Annotated in this window: 21 protein-coding genes and 1 pseudogene (1 of these 22 running past the window's edge); 12 read left to right on the top strand and 10 right to left on the bottom strand. The window is 74.0% G+C overall.

Annotation, left to right across the window (positions count from 1 at the left end; translation table 11 throughout):
- Window positions 1-23: 23 nt before the first annotated feature.
- Window positions 24-2549: an ATP-dependent Clp protease ATP-binding subunit gene (locus CUT44_RS17270; protein ID WP_100202785.1), complete on the top strand. Its 2526-nt coding sequence runs from the start codon at window positions 24-26 to the stop codon at window positions 2547-2549.
- Between the two features lie 103 nt (window positions 2550-2652).
- Here CUT44_RS17270 and CUT44_RS17265 read toward each other — a convergent pair whose 3' ends face one another.
- Window positions 2653-5271, bottom strand: a complete 2619-nt coding sequence (locus CUT44_RS17265; protein WP_100202784.1) for an NACHT domain-containing protein — start codon at window positions 5269-5271, stop codon at window positions 2653-2655.
- Between the two features lie 180 nt (window positions 5272-5451).
- On the opposite strand from CUT44_RS17265, the gene CUT44_RS17260 reads away from it, so the two are divergent.
- Complete coding sequence (locus CUT44_RS17260; protein ID WP_100202783.1) at window positions 5452-5901, top strand: VOC family protein; 450 nt, start codon at window positions 5452-5454, stop codon at window positions 5899-5901.
- 68 nt (window positions 5902-5969) lie between these two features.
- Here the strand turns inward: CUT44_RS17260 and CUT44_RS17255 are convergent, their stop codons facing one another.
- From CUT44_RS17255 to CUT44_RS17230, 6 genes are all read right to left on the bottom strand, one after another.
- Window positions 5970-7322: a sensor histidine kinase gene (locus tag CUT44_RS17255; protein WP_100202782.1), complete on the bottom strand. Its 1353-nt coding sequence runs from the start codon at window positions 7320-7322 to the stop codon at window positions 5970-5972.
- A gap of 7 nt (window positions 7323-7329) precedes the next feature.
- Entirely contained in the window at window positions 7330-8028 is a 699-nt protein-coding gene (gene cseB, locus CUT44_RS17250; protein WP_100202781.1) for a two-component system response regulator CseB, read from the bottom strand.
- Between the two features lie 9 nt (window positions 8029-8037).
- Complete coding sequence (locus CUT44_RS17245; protein ID WP_146252249.1) at window positions 8038-8910, bottom strand: hypothetical protein; 873 nt, start codon at window positions 8908-8910, stop codon at window positions 8038-8040.
- A gap of 62 nt (window positions 8911-8972) precedes the next feature.
- A complete protein-coding gene (locus CUT44_RS17240; RefSeq protein WP_100202779.1) occupies window positions 8973-9590 on the bottom strand; it encodes a SigE family RNA polymerase sigma factor in 618 nt (205 codons plus the stop codon).
- A gap of 336 nt (window positions 9591-9926) precedes the next feature.
- Window positions 9927-10889, bottom strand: a complete 963-nt coding sequence (locus CUT44_RS17235; protein WP_100202778.1) for an HhH-GPD family protein — start codon at window positions 10887-10889, stop codon at window positions 9927-9929.
- 180 nt (window positions 10890-11069) lie between these two features.
- A complete protein-coding gene (locus CUT44_RS17230; protein WP_100202777.1) occupies window positions 11070-11690 on the bottom strand; it encodes a phosphatase PAP2 family protein in 621 nt (206 codons plus the stop codon).
- Between the two features lie 226 nt (window positions 11691-11916).
- On the opposite strand from CUT44_RS17230, the gene CUT44_RS17225 reads away from it, so the two are divergent.
- Complete coding sequence (locus tag CUT44_RS17225; protein ID WP_332888271.1) at window positions 11917-12735, top strand: hypothetical protein; 819 nt, start codon at window positions 11917-11919, stop codon at window positions 12733-12735.
- Window positions 12736-12878: 143 nt separating this feature from the next.
- Here the strand turns inward: CUT44_RS17225 and disA are convergent, their stop codons facing one another.
- Window positions 12879-13979 carry a DNA integrity scanning diadenylate cyclase DisA gene (gene disA / locus CUT44_RS17220; RefSeq protein ID WP_100202775.1) on the bottom strand — a complete coding sequence of 367 codons (1101 nt, stop codon included), beginning with the start codon at window positions 13977-13979 and terminating at the stop codon, window positions 12879-12881.
- A gap of 114 nt (window positions 13980-14093) precedes the next feature.
- On the bottom strand, window positions 14094-15542 hold the full coding sequence (radA, locus tag CUT44_RS17215; protein WP_100202774.1) for a DNA repair protein RadA: 1449 nt from the start codon (window positions 15540-15542) through the stop codon (window positions 14094-14096).
- A gap of 242 nt (window positions 15543-15784) precedes the next feature.
- Between radA and CUT44_RS17210 the strand changes: the two genes are divergently transcribed.
- The gene (locus CUT44_RS17210; RefSeq protein ID WP_100202773.1) at window positions 15785-17485 is read left to right on the top strand and encodes a BACON domain-containing protein; all 1701 of its coding nucleotides are present in this window, start codon (window positions 15785-15787) and stop codon (window positions 17483-17485) included.
- Window positions 17486-17634: 149 nt separating this feature from the next.
- Here the strand turns inward: CUT44_RS17210 and CUT44_RS17205 are convergent.
- Window positions 17635-18348: pseudogene (locus CUT44_RS17205) on the bottom strand (hypothetical protein); the annotation flags it as partial.
- Window positions 18349-18557: 209 nt separating this feature from the next.
- Between CUT44_RS17205 and CUT44_RS17200 the strand changes: the two are divergent.
- The 8 genes from CUT44_RS17200 to proC all read left to right on the top strand — a co-directional run.
- Window positions 18558-19502 (top strand): Ppx/GppA phosphatase family protein, encoded by a 945-nt coding sequence (locus CUT44_RS17200; RefSeq protein WP_100202772.1) that lies wholly within the window; start codon window positions 18558-18560, stop codon window positions 19500-19502.
- Window positions 19503-19617: 115 nt separating this feature from the next.
- A complete protein-coding gene (locus tag CUT44_RS17195) occupies window positions 19618-20448 on the top strand; it encodes a sugar phosphate isomerase/epimerase family protein (RefSeq protein ID WP_199185736.1) in 831 nt (276 codons plus the stop codon).
- Window positions 20445-21155: a TetR/AcrR family transcriptional regulator gene (locus CUT44_RS17190; RefSeq protein WP_100202771.1), complete on the top strand. Its 711-nt coding sequence runs from the start codon at window positions 20445-20447 to the stop codon at window positions 21153-21155. Before CUT44_RS17195 ends, CUT44_RS17190 begins: the two co-directional genes overlap by 4 nt.
- A gap of 189 nt (window positions 21156-21344) precedes the next feature.
- On the top strand, window positions 21345-23183 hold the full coding sequence (gene ilvD / locus CUT44_RS17185; protein WP_100202770.1) for a dihydroxy-acid dehydratase: 1839 nt from the start codon (window positions 21345-21347) through the stop codon (window positions 23181-23183).
- 43 nt (window positions 23184-23226) lie between these two features.
- Complete coding sequence (locus tag CUT44_RS17180) at window positions 23227-23751, top strand: hypothetical protein (protein ID WP_100202769.1); 525 nt, start codon at window positions 23227-23229, stop codon at window positions 23749-23751.
- 139 nt (window positions 23752-23890) lie between these two features.
- On the top strand, window positions 23891-24655 hold the full coding sequence (locus CUT44_RS17175; protein ID WP_100202768.1) for an ABC transporter ATP-binding protein: 765 nt from the start codon (window positions 23891-23893) through the stop codon (window positions 24653-24655).
- Window positions 24652-25389 carry an ABC transporter permease gene (locus CUT44_RS17170; RefSeq protein WP_100202767.1) on the top strand — a complete coding sequence of 246 codons (738 nt, stop codon included), beginning with the start codon at window positions 24652-24654 and terminating at the stop codon, window positions 25387-25389. The genes CUT44_RS17175 and CUT44_RS17170 overlap by 4 nt, the downstream gene beginning before the upstream one ends.
- A 188-nt stretch (window positions 25390-25577) precedes the next feature.
- Window positions 25578-25959, top strand: the 5' portion of a protein-coding gene (proC, locus tag CUT44_RS17165; protein ID WP_100202766.1) for a pyrroline-5-carboxylate reductase. The gene runs 431 nt beyond the window's last position; only the first 382 of its 813 coding nucleotides appear in the window; its start codon is at window positions 25578-25580; its stop codon lies beyond the right edge, outside the window.

Below are 25959 nucleotides of genomic sequence, written 5' to 3'. Positions count from 1 at the left end.
ACCGCTCTGAGGAGCGATTAACGATGTTCGAGAGGTTCACCGACCGCGCGCGGCGGGTTGTCGTCCTGGCTCAGGAAGAAGCCCGGATGCTCAACCACAACTACATCGGCACCGAGCACATCCTCCTGGGACTGATCCACGAGGGTGAGGGTGTCGCCGCTAAGGCCCTGGAGAGCCTCGGGATTTCGCTCGAGGCGGTCCGCCAGCAGGTGGAGGAGATCATCGGCCAGGGCCAGCAGGCCCCGTCCGGCCACATCCCCTTCACCCCCCGTGCGAAGAAGGTCCTGGAGCTGTCGCTCCGCGAGGCCCTTCAGCTCGGCCACAACTACATCGGTACGGAGCACATCCTGCTCGGCCTGATCCGCGAGGGCGAGGGCGTCGCCGCCCAGGTCCTCGTGAAGCTCGGCGCCGACCTGAACCGGGTGCGGCAGCAGGTCATCCAGCTGCTGTCCGGCTACTCCGGGGGCAAGGAGACCGCCGCCGCCGGCGGTCCCGCCGAGGGCACGCCCTCGACCTCCCTGGTGCTGGACCAGTTCGGCCGCAACCTCACCCAGGCCGCCCGCGAGTCCAAGCTCGACCCGGTCATCGGGCGCGAGAAGGAGATCGAGCGGGTCATGCAGGTGCTGTCCCGCCGTACCAAGAACAACCCGGTCCTCATCGGCGAGCCCGGCGTCGGCAAGACGGCGGTCGTCGAGGGTCTGGCCCAGGCGATCGTCAAGGGCGAGGTGCCCGAGACGCTCAAGGACAAGCACCTGTACACGCTGGACCTGGGCGCCCTGGTCGCCGGGTCCCGCTACCGCGGTGACTTCGAGGAGCGCCTGAAGAAGGTGCTCAAGGAGATCCGCACCCGCGGCGACATCATCCTGTTCATCGACGAGCTCCACACCCTGGTGGGTGCGGGCGCCGCCGAGGGTGCGATCGACGCCGCCAGCATCCTCAAGCCGATGCTGGCCCGCGGTGAACTCCAGACCATCGGCGCGACGACGCTGGACGAGTACCGCAAGCACCTGGAGAAGGACGCGGCCCTGGAGCGCCGCTTCCAGCCCATCCAGGTCGCCGAGCCGTCGCTGCCGCACACCATCGAGATCCTCAAGGGGCTGCGCGACCGCTACGAGGCGCACCACCGGGTGTCCATCACGGACGCCGCCCTGGTGGCCGCCGCGCAGCTCGCCGACCGCTACATCTCGGACCGCTTCCTGCCCGACAAGGCGATCGACCTGATCGACGAGGCCGGCTCCCGGATGCGCATCCGCCGGATGACCGCTCCGCCGGACCTGCGCGAGTTCGACGAGAAGATCGCGAACGTGCGCCGGGACAAGGAGTCCGCGATCGACGCGCAGGACTTCGAGAAGGCCGCTTCCCTGCGGGACACCGAGAAGCAGCTCCTCGCCGCGAAGACGAAGCGGGAGAAGGAGTGGAAGGCCGGCGACATGGACGTCGTCGCCGAGGTGGACGAGGAGCTGATCGCCGAGGTCCTGGCCACCGCCACGGGCATCCCGGTGTTCAAGCTCACCGAGGAGGAGTCCTCGCGCCTGCTCCGCATGGAGGACGAGCTGCACAAGCGCGTCATCGGGCAGGAGGACGCCATCAAGGCGCTGTCCCAGGCCATCCGCCGTACGCGGGCCGGTCTGAAGGACCCCAAGCGTCCCGGTGGCTCGTTCATCTTCGCCGGCCCCTCGGGCGTCGGTAAGACCGAGCTGTCCAAGACGCTGGCGGAGTTCCTCTTCGGCGACGAGGACGCGCTGATCTCCCTCGACATGTCGGAGTTCAGCGAGAAGCACACCGTCTCGCGGCTGTTCGGCTCGCCCCCCGGCTACGTCGGGTACGAGGAGGGCGGCCAGCTCACGGAGAAGGTGCGCCGCAAGCCGTTCTCGGTCGTCCTGTTCGACGAGGTCGAGAAGGCCCACCCGGACATCTTCAACTCGCTGCTGCAGATCCTGGAGGACGGTCGGCTGACCGACTCCCAGGGCCGGGTCGTGGACTTCAAGAACACCGTCATCATCATGACGACCAACCTCGGCACCCGGGACATCTCCAAGGGCTTCAACCTGGGCTTCGCCGCCCAGGGCGACACGAAGACCGGCTACGAGCGGATGAAGAACAAGGTCAACGAGGAGCTCAAGCAGCACTTCCGGCCGGAGTTCCTCAACCGTGTCGACGACACGGTGGTCTTCCACCAGCTCACCGAGACCGACATCATCCAGATCGTCGACCTGATGGTCACCAAGGTGGACGAGCGGCTGAAGGACCGTGACATGGGCCTCGAGCTCGGCACGGAGGCCAAGAAGCTGCTCGCCAAGAAGGGCTACGACCCCGTCCTGGGCGCCCGGCCGCTGCGCCGGACGATCCAGCGGGAGATCGAGGACATCCTGTCGGAGAAGATCCTCTTCGGCGAGCTGCGCCCCGGTCACATCGTGGTCGTCGACACCGAGGGCGAGGGTGAGGCGGCGAAGTTCACCTTCCGCGGCGAGGAGAAGACGGCCCTGCCGGACGCCCCTCCGGTGGAGTCGGCGGCGGGCGGCGGCCCGAACCTCTCCAAGGAGGCGTGACGCCGCCCGGCGCGCAGGCGCCGGGCAGGCAGCACCGAGCCACATGAGGCGGCCCGGGACCGTTCGAACGGTCCCGGGCCGCCTCATGTGTGCGGGGGCGGGATCAGGGCTTGCTGCGGACCTCGACGCCGGCGGGGACTCCGCCGAGGAGTCGCCCGACTCCGGGGGCCACCACCAGGACCCGCAGCCGGGGAAAGGCCGAGAGCCATGAGAAGTCCAGCGACCCGGAGAAATCCCCCAACCACAGGTGTGTCGTCAGCGACGCGGAGGAATCCCCCAGCCACAGATGCGTCAGCCGGTCCGGGCCGATGTGCTCGGTCAGCACCCGGAGGTCCGGATCGCCGGTGGGCACGTACTGGATGCGGGAACGGCCTCCCAGCGCGCGCAGGGCGCGGAGGTCCTCGGCACTGTGCGCGGAAAAGTACAGCCCGTCCTCGTCGAGGTGGGCGAGGACCTCCTCGGCGTAGGTGGCGCGGTCGAAGCGGTGCCAGGACCAGGCGAGCTGGCGGCGCACGTCGAGTGAGGGATGGTCCCGGTACCGGACGAGCAGGGGGAGAGCCGCGTCGGTGCCGATCCGGGTGGCGGTGACGACGACCGCCTCCGCCACCTCGTCCGCAAGGCCCTCGGGGCCGGGCAGCAGCTCCAGGACGAGCGAGCCGCCGAACTCGGCGAGGGCGAGAGCGGTGGGGCGATGCTGCGGCGGCAGCAGCTCACCGGCGAAGGAACGGACCCGGTTCCGTACCGCCGGGTCCAGCTCGGTGGCCTGCTCCAGGCAGGCCAGGGCCAGCAGTGCCCGGCGGACGGTCGTGCCGACCGTGGTGAGATCGAGCAGGCCGTCCAGGATGCGGGCGCGTTCGTCCGGTCGGGCGTGGGCGACGGCCATCCGCACCACGTCCTCCAGTTCGGTCCGGCCCGCGTTGTCCACCAGCCACGGGAAGTCGCGGGCCTCCACCAGCGCCCGGGCCGCCAGGTAGTCCTGGAAGGTGCGGTGGACGAAGTCGAGCTGCCCGGCCACGGGCTCGCGCAGCAGGCCGCTGCGCTCCAGCAGGTACCGCAGCACCTCCTCCGGGCCCGCCTCGATGTACGCCATCATCGGCAGCACGCCTTCCAGGACGGCCAGCGCGTCCGCGCGGTCCATCTGGGCGCGGTCGTTGCGCACCATCCAGTACGCCAGCTTCTGCAGCAGGGTGAGCTGCGGTTCCTTGGCCAGCCGCAGATCACCGTCCCGGTGCATGCCGCGCTCGGTGTCGCGGCGCTCCAGCAGCATCGACAGCGCCGCCTCGTACAGGTCCTTCCGGCCCTGCGGCAGGAAGCCCCGGCGCTCGCGGTGCAGGGCGCACAGCAGGCCGCACATCAGCGGGTTGGTGGCCAGCCGGCCGAGGTCCTGCTTGGTGCGCAGGGCGGCCAGCAGGGAGCGGGCCGCCTCCGGCTCCGCCCCGGCCGCGGCGTGCCAGCGCGTCACGAACGCCGCCACGTCGTCGCGGTCCATCGGTGTCAGGGTCAGCTCGCCGAAGCCCTGGGAGGCCAGCCACTCGTCGCGCACCGCCGAGGGGCGGGAGGTGACCAGCCACAGGTTGTCCGGGTAGGCGCCGAGCAGGTCGTCCAGCCGGCGGCGGGTCTCCTCGCGCTCCCGCTCGGGGACCTCGTCCACGCCGTCGACCAGCAGCAGTCCGCGCCCGTCCGCCAGCACCCGGTCCGCCCAGCCCGGCGGCTGGGCCCCGGCGAGCGGGCAGCGCACCGCTTCCAGGAAGCGGTCGGGGGTGGGCAGCCCGCCGGTGGCGGCGAAGGCGCGCAGCGGGAGGACGAAGGGAACGCGGCCGGTGAGCTCCGGGTGCGGCGCGCCCGCCGCGTCTCCCGCGTCCGCCGGCCGTGCCGCCGTCACCGCGAGCCACTGCACCAGTGTCGTCTTGCCCGAGCCGGCCACCCCGCGCAGCAGCACCCGGGAGCGGCCGGTGAGGATCCGGTCGGTGCGGACCGGGACGGGCTGCTCGCCCGCGCCGTCGTCCCGGCTCGCCTCCAGGGACAGGAAAGCCGTGTCCAGCCGCCACTCGCGCGAGTGCGCCAGGTCCAGACCGTAGATCGTCAGACGGCTGTGCTTGCGGGCGACGTAGTCGGCGTACCGGCGCTCGAACGCCGCGTCCTCGGCGGAGCGGGCGGCCAGCGCGCGAGCCCTCCCGGCCGCCGGGGACAGGCTCGCCTCCAGTGCCGCCAGCCGCCGGGTCTGCTCCACCAGGGTGCGGGGGATGAACGTGGAGCGCTGGGTGAAGAAGTGCAGGAGCTGGCGGCAGGCGGCCTCCAGCAGTACGTCGTGCAGGACGGCCGCGCCCTCGGCCAGGTCCCGGGTGGGTTCCCCGGCCGCCGCACGCAGCCGCCGGGCCAGTTCCCGCTCGCCCAGCTCGACCGCCTGCGCGTCGTCCATGTCCAGGTCGCCCAGCGCGTACAGGGTGCGGGCCAAGGCGTGGGCGACGGCCCGCTCCTCGTGGCCGGGCAGCCGTTCGGCCGCCGGGAGCGGCTCGGTGGCCCGGGCCAGCAGCTCGTCCGCGAGCTTCGCCAGCTCCTTCTCGCCCAGGGCGCGCTTCTCGCCCCGGAAGGAGAGCCGGCCGCTCAGCCGCACCGGCCGGTCGGCCAGTCCCGCGCCCGGGCCCTCCCGCACCAGCAGCTTCCCCACCAGCGGCGCGACGGCGCTCGCCGCCAGCCGTGCCCCGACAGTCGCGGCGTCCATGATTCCCCCCGGGAGATTTCTCGGGTTCTTCCCGGGGAGATCGTAGGGCCGGCTGTCAGGGCCGTGTGCGAGCGTCGGACAGCTGGGTTCGGGGAGCGTGATTGCGGAGAAGCAAGGGGGTGGGGGCACTGCTCGCGGCGGGCGAGAGCACGGGTCCACGACCGGCTTCGGGAGCACATCATGATCAAGGGAATGTCCGCGGTCACCGTCTGGTCCACCGACCAGGACCGGGATCTGCGGTTCTTCGTCGAGAAGCTGGGCTTCGAGCCGCGCGGTGACATCACCGTGGGCGGCACGCGCTGGGTCACGGTCGGTGTCGGGGGTCAGCCGGACGTCGAGCTGACCCTGGTGCGCACGGACGTCCCCGGCCTCGACCCGGAGTCGGTCGAGGCCCTGACGAGACTGGTCGGCAAGGGGGTGCTGGGCGCCGGGGCGCTGCGGACGGACGACTGCCGCGGCACCTACGAGAAGCTGAGGGCGCGGGGCGTGGAGTTCGTCCAGGAGCCGCGGGAGCGGCCGTACGGCATCGAGGCGGTCTTCCGGGACACCTCCGGCAACCGGTACGCGCTGACCCAGCGCCGCGAGGACTGGCTGGATCCGAGCAAGGAGTGGTCGGAGATCTGCGACTGACGGCGGGCGCCCACCGCGTGAGCCGCCTCCCGTACGGGCGCCCCGCCCCGCCCCGGGCCGGGGCGGACTCACACCGGACGGGCGTCCGGCGGCGTCTGGGGGAGCCACAGGGCCGCCACCGCGCCGTTCGGCCGGGCGTTGCGGAAGGTGAGCCGGGCGCCGAGCACCCGTGCCTGCCCCACCGCGATCGTCAGCCCCAGACCGTGCCCGCTGCCGCGGTCCGGGCTGCCGGTGCGGAACCGGCTCGGTCCTTCGGCCAGCAGCTCCCCGGGGAAACCGGGGCCGTGGTCGCGCACCCGGATCCGGCGGCCGTCGACCGCGACCTCGACGGGACCGCGGCCGTGGCGGGCGGCGTTGGCGAGGAGGTTGCCGAGGATGCGCTCCAGCCGGCGCGGGTCGGTCGTCACCACGGACTCCCGCACGACGTTCAGCCGCGCGTCGGGCGCCATCGCGTGCACCCGGCGCGCGACGAACTCGCCCAGCGCCAGTTCCTGGAGTTCGGCGCGCTCGGCGGCGCCGTCCAGCCGGGCGACCTCCAGTACGTCCTCCACCAGGGTGCGCAGCGCCTGGGCCCGGTTGCGGACGAGTTCGGTGGGGCGGCCCGGGGGCAGCAGTTCCGCGGCGGCGATCAGGCCGGTCACCGGGGTGCGCAGCTCGTGGGCGATGTCGGCGGTGACCCGGCGTTCGGCCTCCAACCGCTGCTGGAGCGCCTCGGCCATCCGGTCGACGGCGCGGGCCAGCTCGTCGGTCTCGTCGCGCACCCGGTCGCCGATCGAGTCCCGCACCCGTACCCAGGTCTCCCCCTCGGCCACCTGGCCCGCCGCCGCGGCCGCCTGGCGCAGCCGGCGGGAGAGCCGTCCGCCGATCAGCACACCCAGCACCGTGCCGCCCAGCACCACCGCCACCGAGCCGAACACCAGCGCCCGGTCGAGGTCGGCGAGGACGGTGTAGCGGTCGGTGTAGCGGGTGCGCAGGGAGAGCACCCGGCCGTCGGGCAGCAGGGTGGCCGCCCAGACGTCGAGGTACTCGCCGTGGCCCTCCATCACGAAGGTGGCGCGATCGCCCCCGGCCACGGCCTCCCGCAGCGGCTCGGGCAGGCCGGGATCGTCGATCTCGGCGCCGAGGGAGATGCGGCCCGTGGACTCGTGAACCCGCTGGACGGTCAGCAGCCGCTCGTCCTGGAGGTCACGGCTGCTGTCGATCATCGAGGACTGGGCGGCGCCGTGCACCAGCAGGCTGAGCACCAGCGCCACCAGTGCGCCGACGATGGCGATGGCGGCGCTGAGCTTCCAGCGCAGTCCGGTGCGCGGCACCCACCGCCGGCCGCGGCGGGCGGTCTCCCGCAGCGGCCGAAACCGGGGGAGGGTCTGGAGCAGGCGCCGCTGCGGGCGCGGACCGATGAGCAGATCCAGCGGGTCCATCCGCCGCTCAGCCCCTCAGCTTGTAGCCGAAACCGCGGACCGTCTCTATGCGCCGCTGTCCGATCTTGCCGCGCAGCCGCTGGACGTGGACGTCCACCACCCGGGTGTCGCCGCCCCAGTCGTAGTCCCACACCCGCTCCAGCAGCCGGTCGCGGCTGAGCACCGTGCCCGGGGCCGCGGAGAACTCCAGCAGCAGCCGCATCTCCGTCGGGGTCAGCGGCACCGGCGCGCCGTCGCGCCGCACCTCCATGCCCTCGGTGTCGATCTCCAGGTCACCGAATCGCAGGGTGCCCGGGGCGCCGTCGCCGCCGTCCTGCCCGGCGGACGCGGTCGTCGCGTGGTCGAAGCGGCGCAGTACCGCACGGATGCGGGCGACCAGCACGGTGCTGTCGAACGGCTTGGTCACGTAGTCGTCGGCACCGGCCTCCAGACCCAGCACCACGTCGATGGAGTCCGCCCGCGCCGACACCATGATCACCGGCACCAGCGACTCCTCGCGGATCCGGCGGCACAGGCTCACTCCGTCCAGGCCCGGCAGCATCACGTCCAGCAGGGCGATGTCGGGGCGCCGGGAGCGGAACGCCGCCAGGCCGTCCAGGCCGTCGGCGGCGGCTGTCACGGTGAAGCCGTTGCGCTCCAGGGAGAGCTGGGTGGCCTCCCGGATGACGTCGTCGTCCTCCACGAAGAGCACATGTGTGTCGGCCATCGGCTCCGCTCAACCCCCCTGGTCCGCTCCCGGACCGGTTCTGCTTCTCGTCGTCCCCGTCGTCCCCGTCGTCCCCGTCGTCCCCGCGCCGTCCGTGCCGGTGAGCTCGCCGGGCACGTCCTCGACGACCGTCCGCCGGGGCTCCGGCTCCGGCGTGATCAGCTCACCGGAGGGCCGGTGCCTGCGCGCCAGTTCGACGAACCGGTCCTGCCGCCAGCCGTAGCTGACCACATAGTGGCCGGAAGGGCAGCACGCCGGGTCGCCCTCCGCGTAGACCTGGTGGGTCACGTCCAGCAGGGCGCCGTCCGTCTCGGCACGCACGGGCGGGGTCTCGTCGGCGAAGACACCGATGTACTGCCCGTTGGAGCTCTGCCGGTAGACGTAGCTGCCCAGACCCATGTTGTCGGTGCAGTCGAAGACGTTGATCACGATATCCGGTCCGTGCTCGTCGCCGGTCAGCCTCCCGTACGCCACGTCCACCGGCCAGGTCTCGGCCGAGCAGGGCCGCAGGGCCCGTTTGACACCCTCGCCGACCTTGGGGTCCTTGCGCAGCAGGGTGAGGACGTCCAGCTCGCCGCCGGTGTTGGGCGGGCTGATGGGCTGGGCGCCGGTGGGCAGCGGCGAGGCGACCGGCGGGTGGGGCAGTGACTCCTGCGGCGATTCGGCCGGCGAGGAGGGCCATGGGCGCGCGGGCAGCGGTGACGCCTTGGAGCGCGGCGCCTCGGCGGTGGCGGTGACGGACGTCTCGATGCGCACCCCGCCGCCGCCGCTGCATCCGGTCAGCACGGCGGCCGCCAGCACGACGACGGCGGTGGCTCGCGCCACCGCCGTCCGGGTGCCGGAGGTCACCGACACCACCGGCCGTCTCCTGGCCTCACGCACCCGCCTCCTCCTCCGCTCCCGGCGGCCGCGCCGGCCCTGCCGCTTTGGTGGTCGGTGCCGTCTCAGCGCCTGCCGCTCCGGTGCCTGCCGCCCCGCTGCGCCCTGTTGCAGGCCGCGCTGCTGCCGACGGTGCTCCGGTGCCCGGAGGACCGGCCGTCCTCGTCACCGTGCTCCCGGCGGGCGCGATTCTCCAGCTCCTCGCGCAGCCGCGCCAGTGCACGGTGCAGAGTGCTCTTGACAGTACCGGGTGAGATGCCCAGTGCGGCAGCCGTCTCCTCGGTACTCAGCTGCTCCCAGTGGCGCAGCACGACCACACCGCGCTGCTTGGGGGCCAGGACCTGGAGTATGTCGAGCAGCAGGGCCCGGTCGGCGTGCTGCTCGGTGCCGTCCTCCATGCTGACCACGTCCGGCGGCATGTCGGTGGGGATCTCGTCCAGCCGCCGGGACCGCCACCACTGGGTGCGGGTGTTGATCATCACCCGGCGCAGGTAGGCGTCCGCCAGCGACTTGTCCGCGATGCCGTCCCAGTGGCCGTAGGTACGGGTCAGCGCGGTCTGCAGCAGGTCCTGGGCGTCCACCGGGTTGCCGACGAGCCGGCGGGCGCTGCGCAGCAGAGCGTCCTGCCTGGTCCGGACGTACTCCTCGAAGTCCAACGTCTGGGGCGCCGTCGCCGTGCTCATGCTGTCTCCCCCTGATCGAGCGGGTCCCGTGGTCGGCGGCCCCGCTGTGGCCGGTACGGGCAGAGACGCTATGGAGGCGGTGTTGCGGGCGGCCCCACGGTGGGAGCACGGACAGTGCACGGCTGTCCGGCGGTTGTGTAACGACCGGGGAGCGGATCCGGAACCGAGAGTGACAGCCGCTGGTCGGCGGGGCGCGGAAAACGCGCCGTGCGAACAGAGCGTGACGGAGGGGCGGACGTCGCGGCGGTACATCACCGTGAGTGCGGGAGGGGCCGGGTACGGCGGTGCGGCCGCCGTGGCGGCCGCACCGTTTCCCGGCTGTCCTTCAGCCGCCTTTCAACTGGTTCGCATCCGGCTCTGGGGAAGCCGGTAGACACCGCCCTCCAGCGGCTCGACCAGCCCGTCCGCCACCAGCCCGTCCAGGGCGCGGGACCGCTGCACCGGCTCGTCCCACACCCGGTCCAGGACGGCCCGGGGCACCGGGTCCACCGCCTCGCGCAGCACGGCCAGCAGCCTGCCGCGCACCTGGCGGTCGGTGCCCGCGTAGCTCTGGGTGCGGCGCGGCGGCCCGTCGTGCGGGGGCGAGCCCGCCCGGCGCCAGGCGCACAGGTTCATGATCGGGCAGTTTCCGCAGTCCGGCTTGCGGGCCGTGCACACCAGGGCGCCCAGCTCCATCGTCGCCGCCGCCCAGCGGGCCGCCATCGTGTCCTCCTCGGGCAGGACGGCGCGGGCGAGGTGGCGTTCGGCGGCGGTGGTGGCGGTCGGCGGGAACTCGCGGCCGCCGAAGGCGCGGGCGAAGACCCGCCGGACGTTGGTGTCCAGCACCGCGTGCCGCTGGCCGTACGCGAAGGAGGCGACGGCCGCGGCCGTGTACTCGCCCACGCCCGGCAGCGCGAGCAACTGGGCGTGTTCGCGCGGCACGTCACCGCCGTGCCGTTCCGTTATGGCGGCGGCGGCGCCGTGCAGCCGCAGCGCGCGGCGCGGATAGCCGAGCCGGCCCCAGGCGCGTACCGCCTCGCCCGGCGGCTCGGCGGCCAGGTCGGCGGGGCGGGGCCAGCGGACGAGCCACTGCTCGTACACCGGCAGCACCCGGTTGACCGGGGTCTGCTGGAGCATGAACTCGCTGATCATCACCCCCCAGGCGCCCGCCTCGGGGCGGCGCCAGGGCAGGTCGCGGGCGTGGTGTTCGAACCACTCGACGACGGGGGTGTGGAGGTCGGTGGGGGCGGGGGAGTCGGGGGGACGGAGGCCGGCCGTGGTCGGACCGGTGGGGCTGTGCTCGGATGTGGTCGCAGTCATGGCGCTTCCGATCCTGACACGGCGGAGCGCGGCAACGCAGCGGCCCGCGCCGGTGGGCGGTCGGCACCACCCGTCGTACCGTATGCCGCACCCGTTCTGCGGTATGTCGTGGCCATGGCACTCCGGCCGGCGCCCGCACCCATGGCCGCGTCCCGCGCCGCCCCGGTCCCGCTGCCGCGTCTACGGGACCGGTTCGGTACGGCCGAGCCGTACGCGCACCCGCTCCACCAGTACGGCCGCCGGCCGTACCGCCGCCCAGGCCACCAGCGGCACCACGGCCGCGCCCAGCAGGGCGCCCGCCACCACGTCGTGCGGATAGTGCACTCCCAGGAACACCCGGGAGAACGCCGTCAGCGCGGCCAGTGGCAGGACCAGCCGGCCCGCCGTCCGCCAGACGAGTACGACGGCCACCGCCGCGGCGGCCGCGACGGTGGCGTGGTTGCTGGGGAAGGACCAGTCGCCCGGCGCGGGGCAGGGGGCGATCGCGGGCGCCGCGTCCGCCACGGCCCGGCACGGCCGCTCCTGCCGTACGACCAGCTTGACGGTCTCGCTGAGGCCGTACGCCACCGCCACCGCCACCGGACCGAGCAGGGCCCGGGCGAGCACCCGCGGCCCGGCCCGCCGCACCCGCCAGCACGCCACCGCCAGCACGGCCGCGAGCACCAGCGGTCCGCCCCCGGTGCCGTGCTCGGCGAGGGCGTGCGCCCAGCCGGGCGCGTCCGCGGCGAAGTCGGTGACCTCGCGGTAGAGGCCGTCGCTGCCGGCGTGCGAAGGGAATGGGACGTGGGGATCGCTGCTCATGCCCGAACGGTACGGAAAGTGTCCATGTGGTCACACGCGGACACATTCGGGCGTCGCTTCGGACAGCCGCCGGGAGGTGCCCGGCCGATCATCACAAAAGTTGTCCGCCGGTACGGCGGGTGAGGACCATGGGGCTCTTGATGTCTCGTAAGGTTTCCGCGTGGGATCTCTGCGCAAACCGGTCGGGCCCCTTCCTTCCTCGATCTACTGGCGGCGAAGGGCGGTTGTGCTTGCGCTCCTGTTGTGCCTGGCGCTGCTCGTCATATGGGCCGTCGGATCCGGCGGCCCGGGCGGTGGCGGCGGTGGCGACCAGGGCCGGGGGCGGGGCGGTGACGGAACCGTCAGCTCCATCACCCCCGGGCCGACCTCCTCCGAGTCACTGATCAGCGAACGCCCCGGCGGACGCGAGGAGGTGGGCGGCGGCACGGGCGGTACCGGCGACACGGGCGGTGGCGACACCGACGGCGCCCGGGGCGGTACGGGCTCCGGAAGCGGTGGCGCCGGTGGCGCCGGTGACTCCGGCGCGAACGGCGGCGGTTCGGACGGCTCCGGCCCGGACGGCGGCACCGGTTCGGGTGCCGGCGGCGCGGACACCGGGGTCTCGGGCGGCGCCGAGGCCGTACCGGCCGGCTCCGCACTGCCGGACTGCCGCTCCGGCTCGGCCGAGACGACACTGCGCAGCACCGAGAACCGGTACGCGCCGGGCGAGGAGCCCGTCTTCCGGCTGACCGTGCGGAACGAGGGCGACAGCGCCTGCAAGGTCGACTTCGGCGGCGGCGCCACCGTCTTCACGATCACCGAGGCCGGGGACGGAGACAGGAAGGTCTGGCAGTCCGACGACTGCTCCAAGGGCACCCGCTCGGCCCACTACCGGGTCCCCGCGGGCGGAACGGCCGTCCGCACCCTGGAGTGGGACCGCCGGCACAGCGATCCGGCCCGGTGCGCCACCCTGGGTGCCACCGCCAAGGCGGGCACCTATCTGGTCGAGGCCCAGGTGGCGGGGCTGGAGAAGGCCCGCACCTCGTTCGTGCTCACCAAGGACTGACGGGCCGAAGGACAGAAGGACCGCGGGACCGGCCGGCGCACCGGCGCGGGGGGCGACGGCCGGGCGCGTACCGCGCCCGGTGGGACGCGGCCGTACCGCCGCCGCACCGTACCGCCGCCGCACCGCCGCCGGGTGACCCGGCGTCAGACGTACCGCTCCAGGATCGACGACTCCGCCAGCCGCGACAGCCCTTCGCGGACCGACCTGGCCCGCGCCTCCCCCACGCCGTCGACGGTCTGCAGGTCGTCGACGCTCGCGGCCAGCAGCTTCTGCAGCCCGCCGAAGTGCTCCACCAGCCGCTCGATCACGGCGTTCGGCAGCCTGGGCACCTTCGCCAGCAGCCGGTAACCGCGCGGCGAGACCGCGGAGTCCAGCGTCTCGGGCGAACCGCTGTACCCCAGCGCCCGCGCCACGGTGGGAAGTTCGAGCAGCTCGGTGTGGGTCAGCCGGTCCAGCTCGGCCAGCGCCTCGCCGACCGTGCGGGACCGCTTGGCGCTCGGCTCGGGCACGTAGTCGCGGGCGACCAGCTCACGCTCGGGCTCCACACCCGCGATCAGCTCGTCGAGCTGGAGGGAGAGCAGCCGTCCGTCGGTGCCCAGCTCCACCACGTACTCGGCGATCTCCGTGGCGATCCGCCGGACCATCTCCAGCCGTTGGGCCACCGCGGAGACGTCGCGGACGGTCACCAGGTCCTCGATCTCCAGCGCGGAGAGGGTGCCCGCCACCTCGTCCAGCCGCAGCTTGTACCGTTCCAGCGTCGCCAGCGCCTGGTTCGCCCGGGACAGGATCGCCGCCGAGTCCTCCAGGACCCGCCGCTGGCCGTCGACGTACAGGGCGATCAGCCGCATCGACTGACTGACCGACACCACCGGGAAACCGGTCTGGATCGACACCCGCTGCGCGGTGCGGTGCCGGGTGCCGGTCTCCTCCGTCGGGATCGAGGCGTCCGGGACGAGCTGTACGCCCGCCCGCACGATCTTGGTGATGTCCTTGTCGAGGATCAGCGCGCCGTCCAGCTTGCACAGCTCGCGCAGCCGCGTGGCGCTGAACTCGACGTCCAGTACGAAACCGCCGGAGCACAGCGCCTCGACGTGCTTGTCCATGCCCAGCACGATGAGTCCGCCGGTGTTCCCCCGCAGGACGCGCTCCAGGCCGTCGCGCAGGGGGGTGCCCGGCGCGACCGCGCTCAGTGAGGCGCGCAACAGGCCGTCGGCGCCGGCTGCTGCCCGGTCGTTGGCTGCCACGGCACTCCTTCTGGTCGTGCGTACGTACGGGCGAGACCAGGGCAAAGTCTACCGGCGGCGGTCGGCCCCGTGTGGTGTGCTCCGCCCGGACGGGCCGAGGTGCCGGGCCGCGGGTCAGCCGTCGCCCCGTCCGGAGCCCTTTCCGCCGCCCCGCCCGGCACTCTCCTCCGCGGTCCGCGCGGACCGCGGGGGCCGTGCGGGCAGCACCCGCAGCGCCTCTCCGATGTCCGCGACCTCCTGCACCCGCATCCCGGCCGGCACCTTCCCCGGGTCGGTCGGCACCAGGGCGTGGGTGAAGCCCAGCCGCGCCGCCTCGGCCAGCCGCCGCTGCACCCCCGTGACCCGCCTGACCTCACCCGCCAGCCCCACCTCGCCGATCGCCACCAGGTTCTTCGGCAGCGGGACGTCGCTGGCGGCGCTGGCCAGCGCGAGCGCCATGGCCAGGTCCGCGGCGGGCTCCGACAGCCGCACCCCGCCGACGGTGGCGGTGTAGATGTCCCGCTTGCCCAGGGCGCTGATCCGGCCGCGCTGCTCCAGCACGGCCAGCATCATCGACACCCGGGAGTTCTCCAGCCCGGAGGTGGTGCGCCGCGGCGAGGGGATCTGGGAGTCCACCGTCAGCGACTGCACCTCCGCCACCAGCGGCCGGCGGCCCTCCAGGGTGACGGTCAGACAGGTGCCGGGCACCGGCTCGGCGCGGCGGGTGAGGAACAGCCCGGACGGGTCGGCCAGCCCGGTGATGCCCTCGTCGTGCAGCTCGAAGCAGCCGACCTCGTCGGTCGCGCCGTAGCGGTTCTTCACCCCGCGCACCAGCCGCAGCCGGGCGTGCCGGTCGCCCTCGAAGTGCAGCACCACGTCCACCAGATGCTCCAGCAGCCGCGGTCCGGCGATGGCGCCGTCCTTGGTGACGTGGCCCACCAGCAGCGTGGACATCCCGCGCTCCTTGGAGGCCCGGATCAGCGCCCCGGCCACCTCCCGCACCTGCGCCATCCCGCCCGGCGCGCCGTCGATCTCGGGAGAGGCCACCGTCTGCACCGAGTCCAGGACGAGCAGCCCGGGCTTGACCTCGTCGAGGTGGCCCAGGACCGCGGCCAGGTCCGTCTCGGCGGCCAGGTACAGATGGTCGGCTATCGCCCCGATCCGGTCCGCCCGCAGCCGCACCTGCCCGGCCGACTCCTCACCGGTGACGTACAGGGTGGGGTGCTCGGCACCGGCCGCCTTGGCCGCCACGTCCAGCAGGAGCGTCGACTTGCCCACGCCCGGCTCGCCCGCGAGCAGCACCACCGCACCGGGCACCAGCCCGCCGCCCAGCACCCGGTCCAGCTCGGGCACACCCGTACCGCGAGCGGTGGCCACCTGCCCGTCCACCTGGCCGATGGGCAGCGCGGGGGACGAGACCCGGCCGGGCGCGGTGGTGCGGACGGCCGGGGTGCCGCCGCTCTCCTCGACGGTGCCCCAGGCCTGGCACTCCGGGCAGCGGCCGAGCCACTTGGCGGTGCTGTAGCCGCACTCGGTGCAGCGGTAGGCGGGACGGTCCTTCGCGGACGACTTGCGGGCAGCCATGGCCTCACGGTAGCCGGAGCGGCTGACAGCCGGTTCCGGACCGCGTCCGCCGCCGGACCCGGCCCCGGTCTCCGGGACCGGCGGCGGACGCCGCCCGGCCCGTTCCCCCGGCCCGTCTCCCGCCCGTCACCGGGCCGTTCCGTGCCGCACATCCCGTGTTCCGCCGCCGATGGTCACCCGTAAGGGTTAAACCCGCCCGAGCAGGGCCGGGGAGCCCCGGCCTTCCGCCTACGGTCGGCCGGGTGACGAACACTCGGCGCGAGCACCCCACGCACACCACCGGCGCACACCGGGCGCACCGTGGCACGCACCGCGCCGCGCCGCGGCCGGGGGAGTCCCCCGATCCTGGCACGGAGCACCTGGACGGGCTGTTCACCTACTGCCTGTCCGTCATGTGCGAGCACGAGGCGGCCGTCACCGCCCTCGGCGAGGCGCTGGCCGTCGCCGACCGGCGCCGCCGGCGCGGCCGCGCCCCGGCCGACACCGCGCTGCACCGGGCCTGGCTGTACTCACTGGCCCGGTGGGCCTGCCTGCGGCGGCTCGCCGAGCGGCCGGGGCTCCCCGAGCCGGCCGAGGTCACCGGCCCCGTCGCCACCGAGCGCCGCCGCGAACTGGCCTCGCTCGCCTGGCCGGAGGCCGCCGGAACCGGCCCCGAGCAGCGCGAGGCCCTGGAGCTGGCGGTACGCCACCAGTTGCCGGTCCACGAGGTCGCCGCCGTGCTCGGGCTGGGGCACGACGCCACCGGGCTGCTGCTGTCCAGCGGCGCCTGCGAGGTGGAGCGCACCCGCACGGCGCTCGCCGTCGTCGACCGGGGCGGCTGCCCGGCCGTCGCCCGGCTGGCCGAGGGCCGGGAACTGCTGCTGGACGGCGCGCTGCGCCGGGAGCTGGTGCGGCACGTGGACGACTGCGGGAAGTGCCGCCGTACCGCCGAGCGGGTCCTGGCGGGCGGTCCCTGGCCGGGCACCGCTCCCGCGGACGCCGGCACGCTCACCGTCCTGCGGGCGCCGGGCGACGAGGTGCGTGCCGCGATGCTCGCCGCGCAGCGCGCCCGGAACCGCCGCGCCCCGCGCTTCGACCGGCGCGGCTTCCCCGCCGGCCCGGGGGGCCGCGCCGAGCACCTCGCGCGGCTGCGCCGCCGCGCCGTGGTCGCCGTGGTGGTGGCGGCCCTCGTCACCGCTCCCGCGCTGGCCCTGTGGGCGGCGTACCGGGGCACACCGCAGGACGGCGGGCCGGGCGGCGGGACTCAGGCCTCGGCGGCCGAGCGGAGCGGCTCCGGCGGGCGGTACGGCGGCCCCCACGGGGACGGCTCCCGGCCCGGGGGCGGTGCCTTCCGGGAGGGGAGCGGCGGTGTCCGCGTCGACGTCGACGTGACCGGCGTGGACGGCCGGAAGGGCTCACCGGGAGACCCGGACCGGCCGGGGGAGCCGGGAGGACGGGGAGAACGGGGCGAACCGGGAGAAGGGGAGGCGCCGGGGCGGGACGACCGCACCGGGCCGGGCCGGCTGACCGTCGGGGCGCGGCCCGCCGGCGGCGCCACACTCGTCGTCCTCACCGCCTCGGGCGGCGAGCGGGTCCGCTGGACGGCCCGGGCGGACGCCTCCTGGCTGCGGCTGAGCCGCACCCGGGGGACGCTGCGGCCCGGGGAGTCGGTCACCGTCACGGTCACCGTGGACCGCGGCCGGGAGCCCGCGGGCGCGTGGAGCGCCCGCATCTCGGTCGATCCGGCGAAGGCGGTGGTCACCCTGCGGGGGCAGGGCGCACGGGGAGAGGGGGACGTCCCGCCACCCGCCGAGGAACCGCCGGCCGAGCCCGGGCCGACGCGGGAGCCCGCCGGGGAGCCCCCCGCCGAACCCCCCGCCGAGCCCTCCGACCCGCCACCCGCCGAGCCCTCCGGTCCGCCACCCGCCGGGGAGGCCGGTCCCGGGCCTGGTCAGCAGGACTGACCGGGCCGGTCGTCCGGCCGGCCGGTGGCGGCAACGGCGACGGCGTCCGTGCCGGCGGACACCCGGTCACCCCGGTCCGTCCCGTCCGCCTGGCCCATCCCGTCCGTCCGGTCCGTCCGGTCCGTCCGGTCCGTCCCGTCCGCCTGGTCCACCCGGTCAGCCGGGTGCGGCACCGGCGGTGCCTGCGCCGCCAGCCGTTCCTCGCACAGCCCCACCAGCCGCTCGTATCCCGCCGGGCCCATCAGCTCCGTCAGTTCCGGCCGGTACGAGACGTACACTGGCTCACCCGCGCCGTGCGCGGACGACGCGCCCGTGCACCACCAGTGCAGGTCGTGTCCGCCCGGGCCCCAGCCGCGGCGGTCGTACTCGCCGATCGAGACGTACAGCCGCTGCTCGCCGTCCGGCAGCTCCACCCACTCGAAGGTGCGCCGGATCGGGAGCTGCCAGCACACGTCCGGCTTCGTCTCCAGCGGCTCGCGCCCCTCCCGCAGCGCCATCGTGTGCAGCGCGCAGCCCGATCCGGCGGGGAAGCCGGGCCGGTTGAGGAAGACGCACGCGCCCTGGTGCAGCCGGGTCTGCCGCTCGCCGTCCTCGGTCACCTCGGTCCAGCCGCGCCCGGAGGTGCCCTCCGCGTGGAACTGCCACAGCTCGGGTGTGAGCCGTGCCACGTGCGCCGCCACGCGCTTCTCGTCCTCCTCGTCGGAGAAGTGCGCGCCCAGCGTGCAGCAGCCGTCGCTCGCGCGCCCCGCGCTGATTCCCTGGCACCCCTGGCCGAAGACGCAGTGCCAGCGGGAGGTCAGCCAGGTCAGGTCGCAGCGGAACACCTGCTCCTCGTCCGCCGGGTCCGGGAACTCCACCCACATCCGGGCGTGGTCCAGGGAGACCTCCTCGCCCGCGGCCCGGCGCCGCTCACCCCCCACGTTCCGGCCGCCGTCCGGGGCGCCCTCCGGGTCACCGCCCGGGCCGCTGTCTGAGTTGTAGGAGTTCGCCGTTTTCGTCTTCGTCACGCCCCCAGGGTATGCACCCCCGCCCGGTCCGTGGTCCTCACCCGGTCGCAGTAGCGTGGCCCCTTATGAGACTCGGTGTCCTCGACGTGGGTTCGAACACGGTGCATCTGCTGGTGGTGGACGCGCACCCCGGCGCCCGCCCCCTGCCCGCCTACTCCCACAAGGCGGAACTGCGCCTGGCCGAACTCCTCGACGACGACGGAGCCATAAGCCCCCACGGGATCGAGCGGCTCGTCGCCACCGTCCGCGAGGCGATGGAGGTGGCGGAGGACAAGGGTGTGGAGGACCTGCTGCCGTTCGCCACCTCCGCCGTGCGGGACGCCGCCAACGCCGATCTGGTGCTCCGGCGGGTGGCCGACGAGACGGGCGTGGTGCTCCGGGTGCTGTCCGGCGAGGACGAGGCGCGGCTGACCTTCCTGGCCGCCCGCCGCTGGTTCGGCTGGTCGGCCGGCCGGCTGCTGGTCGTCGACATCGGCGGCGGTTCGCTGGAGATCGCGTACGGCATCGACGAGGAGCCCGACACCGCGGCCTCGCTGCCCCTGGGCGCGGGCCGGCTCACCGCCGCCCGGCTGCCCGGCGACCCGCCCGACCCGGCCGACGTCCGCGCGCTGCGCCGCCACGTACGGCACGAGATCGCCAAGGTGGTCGGCGACTTCAGCCGGCTGGCGCCCCCCGACCGCGTGGTCGCCACCTCCAAGACCTTCAAGCAGCTCGCCCGGCTGGCGGGCTCCCCCGGCAACGGCGAGGGCATGTACACACAGCGCGAACTGGACCGCGCCGCGCTGGAGGAGTGGGTGCCCAAGCTGGTCGCCATGCCCACCGCCGAGCGCGCGCGGCTCCCCGGAGTCTCGGAGGGCCGGGCCCGGCAGTTGCCGGCGGGGGCCCTGGTGGCGGAGGGCGCCATGGACCTGTTCGGTGTGGAGCGGCTGGAGGTCTGCCCCTGGGCGCTGCGCGAGGGCGTCATCCTGCGCCGGCTGGACACCCTGGCCGCCGCCGCTCCCGCCGGCTGACGGCCGGTTGACGGCCGGGGCGGTGCCGTGAGCTTGCCCACAACCCCGCCCGTCGGGGCGCGGAACGGCCGCCGCGGACCCGGGGATCCCCGCCGCGCGCCGTAGGCTGTTCTGCGTGGTCGATCCAGCGGTGCGTTTCCCGAAGCCGGAACCGAAGGTCGCCCTGTCCACGGCCTCCGTCTACCCGGAGACCACGGCGACGGCCTTCGAGATCGCCGCACGCCTCGGTTACGACGGGGTCGAGGTCATGGTGTGGACCGATCCGGTCAGCCAGGACATCGAGGCGCTGCGCAGACTCTCCGACTTCCACGGTGTGCCGGTCCTCGCGGTGCACGCCCCCTGTCTGCTGATCACCCAGCGGGTGTGGTCCAAGGACCCCTGGAACAAGCTCCAGCGCTCCCGCGAGGCCGCCGAGAAGCTGGGCGCGGGCACGGTCGTGGTGCACCCGCCGTTCCGCTGGCAGCGCGCCTACGCCCGGGAGTTCGTCCGGGGCGTGTGGCGGATGGCCGACGAGACCGACATCCGCTTCGCCGTCGAGAACATGTACCCCTGGCGCTACCGGGACCGCGAGATGCTCGCCTACGCCCCCGCCTGGGACCCGACCGAGGAGGACTACCGCCACTTCACCCTCGACCTGTCCCACACCGCCACCGCCCGCAACGACACCCTCGCCATGGTGAACCGCATGGGCGACCGGCTGGCGCACCTCCACATCGCCGACGGCAACGGCTCCGCCAAGGACGAGCACCTGGTCCCCGGCCGGGGGACCCAGCCGTGCGCCGAGGTGCTCGAGCACCTGGCGGCGAGCGGCTTCGAGGGGAACGTGGTGGTCGAGGTCAACACCCGCCGCGCGATGTCGCCGGCCGAGCGCGAGGCGGACCTCGCCGAGGCACTGGCCTACACCCGCGCCCATCTCGCCGCCGCGTCCCGGACGGCCGGACCGTGAGCGGCGCCGGACACCCCGGGGAACCCGGACGCCCCGGGGAACCCGGACGCCCCGGACCCGCCGGCCGTACCGCCCCGCCCGTACGCCGCCGCGGCCGCCCCACGTCGGCCGCCCGCGCGGCGGCCGGGGAGGCCGCCCGGGACCGCATCCTGGCCTCGGCCCGCACCGAGTTCGCCGAGCGCGGCTACGACCGGGCGTCCATCCGGGCCATCGCCCGCGGCGCGGACGTCGACCCGGCGCTGGTCCACCACTACTTCGGCACCAAGGAACAGGTCTTCGAGGCGGCCGTCGAGGTCTCCTTCGCCCCTGCCAGGGAGGGCCTGCGCGCCCTGCCCCCGCACACCCCCGGCACCCTGGGCGGCCGGATCACCCGTTTCTTCCTCGGGGTGTGGGAGAACCCGGTCACCCGTGAGCCGCTGCTGGCCCTGGTCCGCTCGGCGGTCAACAACGAGACCGCGGCCCGGATCCTGCGCGCCCAGGTGACCCGGGAGCTGATGGCCACCGTCGCCCGGGAGCTGGACGGCCCGGACCGGGAGCTGCGGGTGGAGCTGGCGGCCGCGCAACTGGTGGGCACGGCGATCCTGCGCTACGTGATCAAGGCCGAGCCGCTGGCCTCCCTGGACGCCGGGGAACTGGCCGTCCGGCTGGCCCCGACCGTCCAGCACCAGCTGACCGGACCGGTGGGGGAGCGGCTCCGCGAAGGGTGAGCGGCAGGTGAGCGGCGGAGGTGTCCCGCGGACGCGGCGCGCACCCGCCGGGCGGAAACCGTGTCTTACGATCCGGACTTTTCGTCCGCATCCCGGTCCCGGGGGCGTACGCTCGACAGCCACGGTCCACGTATGGCCGCGCACGGCCCCGCGGAAGGTCCGCACCGGCTCACGAAGGAGTGGAGCAGCATGCCCGAGCTGAGGTCCCGTACCGTCACCCACGGCCGCAACATGGCGGGTGCCCGCGCCCTCCTGCGGGCCGCCGGCGTAGCGCGCGAGGACTTCGGCAAGCCGATCGTCGCGGTGGCCAACAGCTTCACCGAGTTCGTCCCCGGCCACACCCACCTCCAGCCGGTGGGCCGGATCGTCAGCGAGGCGGTCAAGGCGGCGGGCGGCGTCCCCCGCGAGTTCAACACCATCGCCGTGGACGACGGCATCGCCATGGGCCACGGCGGCATGCTCTACTCGCTGCCCTCCCGCGACCTGATCGCGGACTCCGTGGAGTACATGGTCGAGGCCCACTGCGCCGACGCCCTGATCTGCATCTCCAACTGCGACAAGATCACCCCGGGCATGCTGATGGCCGCGATGCGGCTGAACATCCCCACCGTCTTCGTCTCCGGCGGCCCCATGGAGTCCGGCCGCGCCACCCTCGTCGACGGCACCGTCCGCAAGCTCGACCTGATCAACGCGATCGCCGACTCGGCCGACGACTCCGTCTCCGACGAGGACATGGCCCTCATCGAGGAGAACGCCTGCCCCACCTGCGGCTCCTGCTCGGGCATGTTCACCGCCAACTCGATGAACTGCCTCACCGAGGCCATCGGCCTCTCCCTGCCCGGCAACGGCTCGGTGCTGGCCACCCACACCGCCCGCCGGGCGCTGTACGAGAACGCCGGCCGCACCGTCGTGGAGATCACCCGGCGCCACTACGAGCAGGACGACGCCACCGTCCTGCCGCGCACCGTCGGCTCCCGGGCCGCCTTCGAGAACGCCATGGCCCTCGACATCGCCATGGGCGGCTCCACCAACACGATCCTGCACCTGCTCGCCGCCGCCCAGGAGGCCGGGCTGGACTTCGGGCTGCCCGAGATCGACGCGATCTCGCGCCGGGTGCCGTGCCTGTCCAAGGTCGCGCCCAACGGCTCGTACTACATGGAGGACGTCCACCGGGCCGGCGGCATCCCCGCCATCCTGGGCGAGCTGTACCGGGCGGGCCTGCTCAACGAGGACGTGCACACCGTCCACAGCGACTCGCTGGCCGAGTGGCTCAAGACCTGGGACATCCGCGGCGGCTCCCCGTCGCCGGAGGCGGTCGAGATGTTCCACGCCGCCCCCGGCTGCGTCCGCTCCGCCAGCGCCTTCTCCCAGTCCGAGCGCTGGGAGTCGCTGGACACCGACGCGGCCGGCGGCTGCATCCGCGACGTGGCGCACGCCTACTCCAAGGACGGCGGACTGGCCGTCCTGCACGGCAACGTCGCCGTCGACGGCTGCGTGGTGAAGACCGCGGGCGTCGACGCGTCGATCCTCACCTTCACCGGCCCGGCCGTCGTCTGCGAGTCGCAGGAGGAGGCCGTCGAGAAGATCCTGACCAAGCAGATCAAGGAGGGCGACGTCGTCGTCATCCGCTACGAGGGCCCCAGGGGCGGACCGGGCATGCAGGAGATGCTCTACCCGACCTCCTTCCTCAAGGGCCGCGGCCTGGGCGCCAAGTGCGCGCTGATCACCGACGGCCGCTTCTCCGGCGGCACCTCGGGCCTGTCCATCGGCCATGTCTCCCCGGAGGCGGCCGCGGGCGGGGCCATCGCGCTGGTCGAGGACGGCGACCTGATCGCCATCGACATCCCAGCCCGCACCATCGAGCTGAAGGTGGACGAGGCCACCCTGGCCGCCCGCCGGGAGGCCCTGGACGGCCGGTACGCCCCGAAGGCGCGCGACCGCAAGGTCTCCGCGGCCCTGCGCGCGTACGCCGCGATGGCCACCAGCGCGGACAAGGGCGCGGTGCGGGACGTCGACAGGCTCGGCTGACACCCCCGGTCCGTCCGGGAACCCCGCCGTCATAATCGACACCATGAGCGAGATGCGGGAGCGCCCCGAGCCCGAGCCGATCCGTTTCTACGGCACCACCTGGGTGGACCACTCCGGTGGCTACCACGTCCGCCGGATCGCGCTCGCCCTCGGGGCGCTCGTGCTCGCCGCCGCCGGGGCCTGGGTGCTGCGGCTGGCCTACGAGGGATCGACCCTCACCGAGGGCGGGAGCGTACTCGGCACCCTGCTCGTGGTGGCCTTCGCGCTGTCCTGCTCCATGGCCTTCAGCCGCACCCTGACCAACTACACCCGCGATCCCGCCGACCCCGCCGTCCGTGACCGGCCGGACGTCTCGATGCGCTCCATCAAGGTGGTGGGCTTCCTCGGCGTCCTGCTCGCCTACGCCCTGCGCAGCCTGGTCGAGGCACCGGGCGAGAAGCCGCGCCGCGCCGAGTACGACCGGGCCGTCGAGCGGTACGAGCGCCGCAGCGCGAGCCGCGCCGCCCGCCGCGGCAACCCCGCCGCCCGCCGCGGCTCCGCCCCGCGCCGGTCCGGCCGGAGGCGCTGACGCCCCGCCGTAGCTGCCGTACCCGCCGTATCCGCCGCCCCGCGCGCCCCCGTCCCCGAAGACCTCCGGGACGGGGGCGCGCGTTTTCCGCCGCCGTCGCGCTTGACGCCGCCGACACACCGGGAGCATTATTCAACACATGATGAATTGCTCTTCCGGGGCGGCCGTCCGGGCCGGCGGACTCACCGTCGTACGCGGTGGCCGCACCGTCCTCGACGACCTCTCCTTCGAGGTCCCGCACGCCACCGTCACCGGCCTCCTGGGCCCCAGCGGCTGCGGCAAGTCCACCCTGATGCGCGCCGTCGTGGGCACCCAGGCCAAGGTCACCGGCACCCTGGAGGTCCTCGGCCACCCGGCCGGCACGGCACCGCTGCGCTCCCGCGTCGGCTACGTCACCCAGGCGCCCTCCGTCTACACGGACCTCACCGCCCGCCAGAACCTGGACTACTTCGCCGCCGTCCTCGGCCTGTCCCGCGACGAGCGCCACGCGCAGGTCGAACGCGCCCTCGCCGACGTCGACCTCACCTCGCACGCCGGCTCCCTCGCCGGAAACCTCTCCGGCGGCCAGCGCTCCCGGGTCTCCCTGGCCGTCGCGCTGCTGGGCAGCCCGGAGCTGCTGGTCCTGGACGAGCCCACCGTCGGCCTGGACCCCGTCCTCCGCCGCGACCTGTGGAACCTCTTCCACCGCCTGGCCGGCGAGCGCGGCACCACCCTGCTGATCTCGTCCCACGTCATGGACGAGGCCGACCGCTGCGAGAGGCTGCTGCTGATGCGCGCCGGCCGGATCCTCGCCGACGACACCCCCGACGCCCTGCGCGAGCACACCGGCACCGGGACGATCGAGGACGCCTTCCTCCACCTGGTCGACACCGCCCGCGCGAAGGAGAAGGAGACGGCCCGATGAACACCCGGCGCACCCTGGCCACCGCCGGCCGCGTACTGCACCAGCTCGGCCACGACCGCCGCACGATCGCACTTCTGCTGTTCGTGCCCGTGCTGCTGCTGACCCTGCTCCACTACGTCTTCGACGCCGACCGCCGCGCCTTCGACGGCATCGGCGCCTCCCTGCTCGGCATCTTCCCGCTGATCACCATGTTCCTGGTGACCTCCATCGCCACCCTGCGCGAGCGCACCTCCGGCACCCTGGAGCGCCTGCTGGCCATGCCGCTGGGCAAGGGCGACCTGATCCTCGGCTACGCCCTGGCCTTCGGCGTGCTCGCGGTGGCCCAGGCGACCCTGGCCACCGGTGTGGCGATCTGGCTGCTGGACCTGGACTTCGCGGGCTCCCCCTGGCTCCTGCTGCTGATCGCGCTGCTCGACGCCGTACTCGGCACCGCGCTCGGCCTGTTCGTCTCGGCCTTCGCCGCCACCGAGTTCCAGGTGGTCCAGTTCATGCCCGCGCTGATCTTCCCCCAGATCCTGCTGTGCGGCCTGTTCGCGCCGCGCGACAGCATGCAGCCCGTCCTGACGGCCGTCTCCGACGTGCTGCCCATGTCCTACGCGGTCGACGGCATGAACGAGGTACTGCGCAGCACCGACGTCACCGGCGACTTCGTCCGCGACGTGGCCGTCGTCGCGGGCAGTGCCGCCCTCGTCCTCGTCCTCGGCGCGGTCACCCTCCGCCGCCGCACCGCCTGACCCGGACCCGCTCCGCACCCGTCACGCGGGACACCGCCGGACGCCCTCACCGGCGAGGCAGGGCCGCGGAACCGGACCGGTGAACGCCCCTGCCCGCCAGTCGGACGCCCCGGCGGCCACCCCGCGCCGGGTGCGAGGATTGCGACGCAACCGCATACGCACCGGATCCCGGCAAGGTGAGTCCTCCCATGACCCAGAAGATCGCCATTCTCGGAGCAGGCAAGATCGGTGAGGCCCTGCTCTCGGGCATGATCCGCGCGGGCTGGACGCCCGCCGACCTCCTGGTCACCGAGCACCGCCGGGAACGTGCCGAGGAGCTGCGGACCCGCTACGGCGTCACCGCCGTCACGAACGCCGAGGCCGCCAAGGCCGCCGACACCCTCATCCTGGCGGTCAAGCCGCAGGACATGGCGGCGCTCCTGGGTGAACTCGCCCCCCACGTCCACGCCGACCGGCTGATCGTCAGCGTCGCGGCCGGCGTCCCGACCGCCTTCTTCGAGGAGCGCCTCCCCGAGGGCACCCCGGTCGTCCGGGTCATGCCGAACACTCCGGTGCTGGTCGACGAGGGCA

It is taken from the genome of Streptomyces carminius, from assembly GCF_002794255.1.
Lineage (GTDB): Bacteria > Actinomycetota > Actinomycetes > Streptomycetales > Streptomycetaceae > Streptomyces > Streptomyces carminius.
This window is presented reverse-complemented; position numbering and strand designations above follow the sequence as displayed.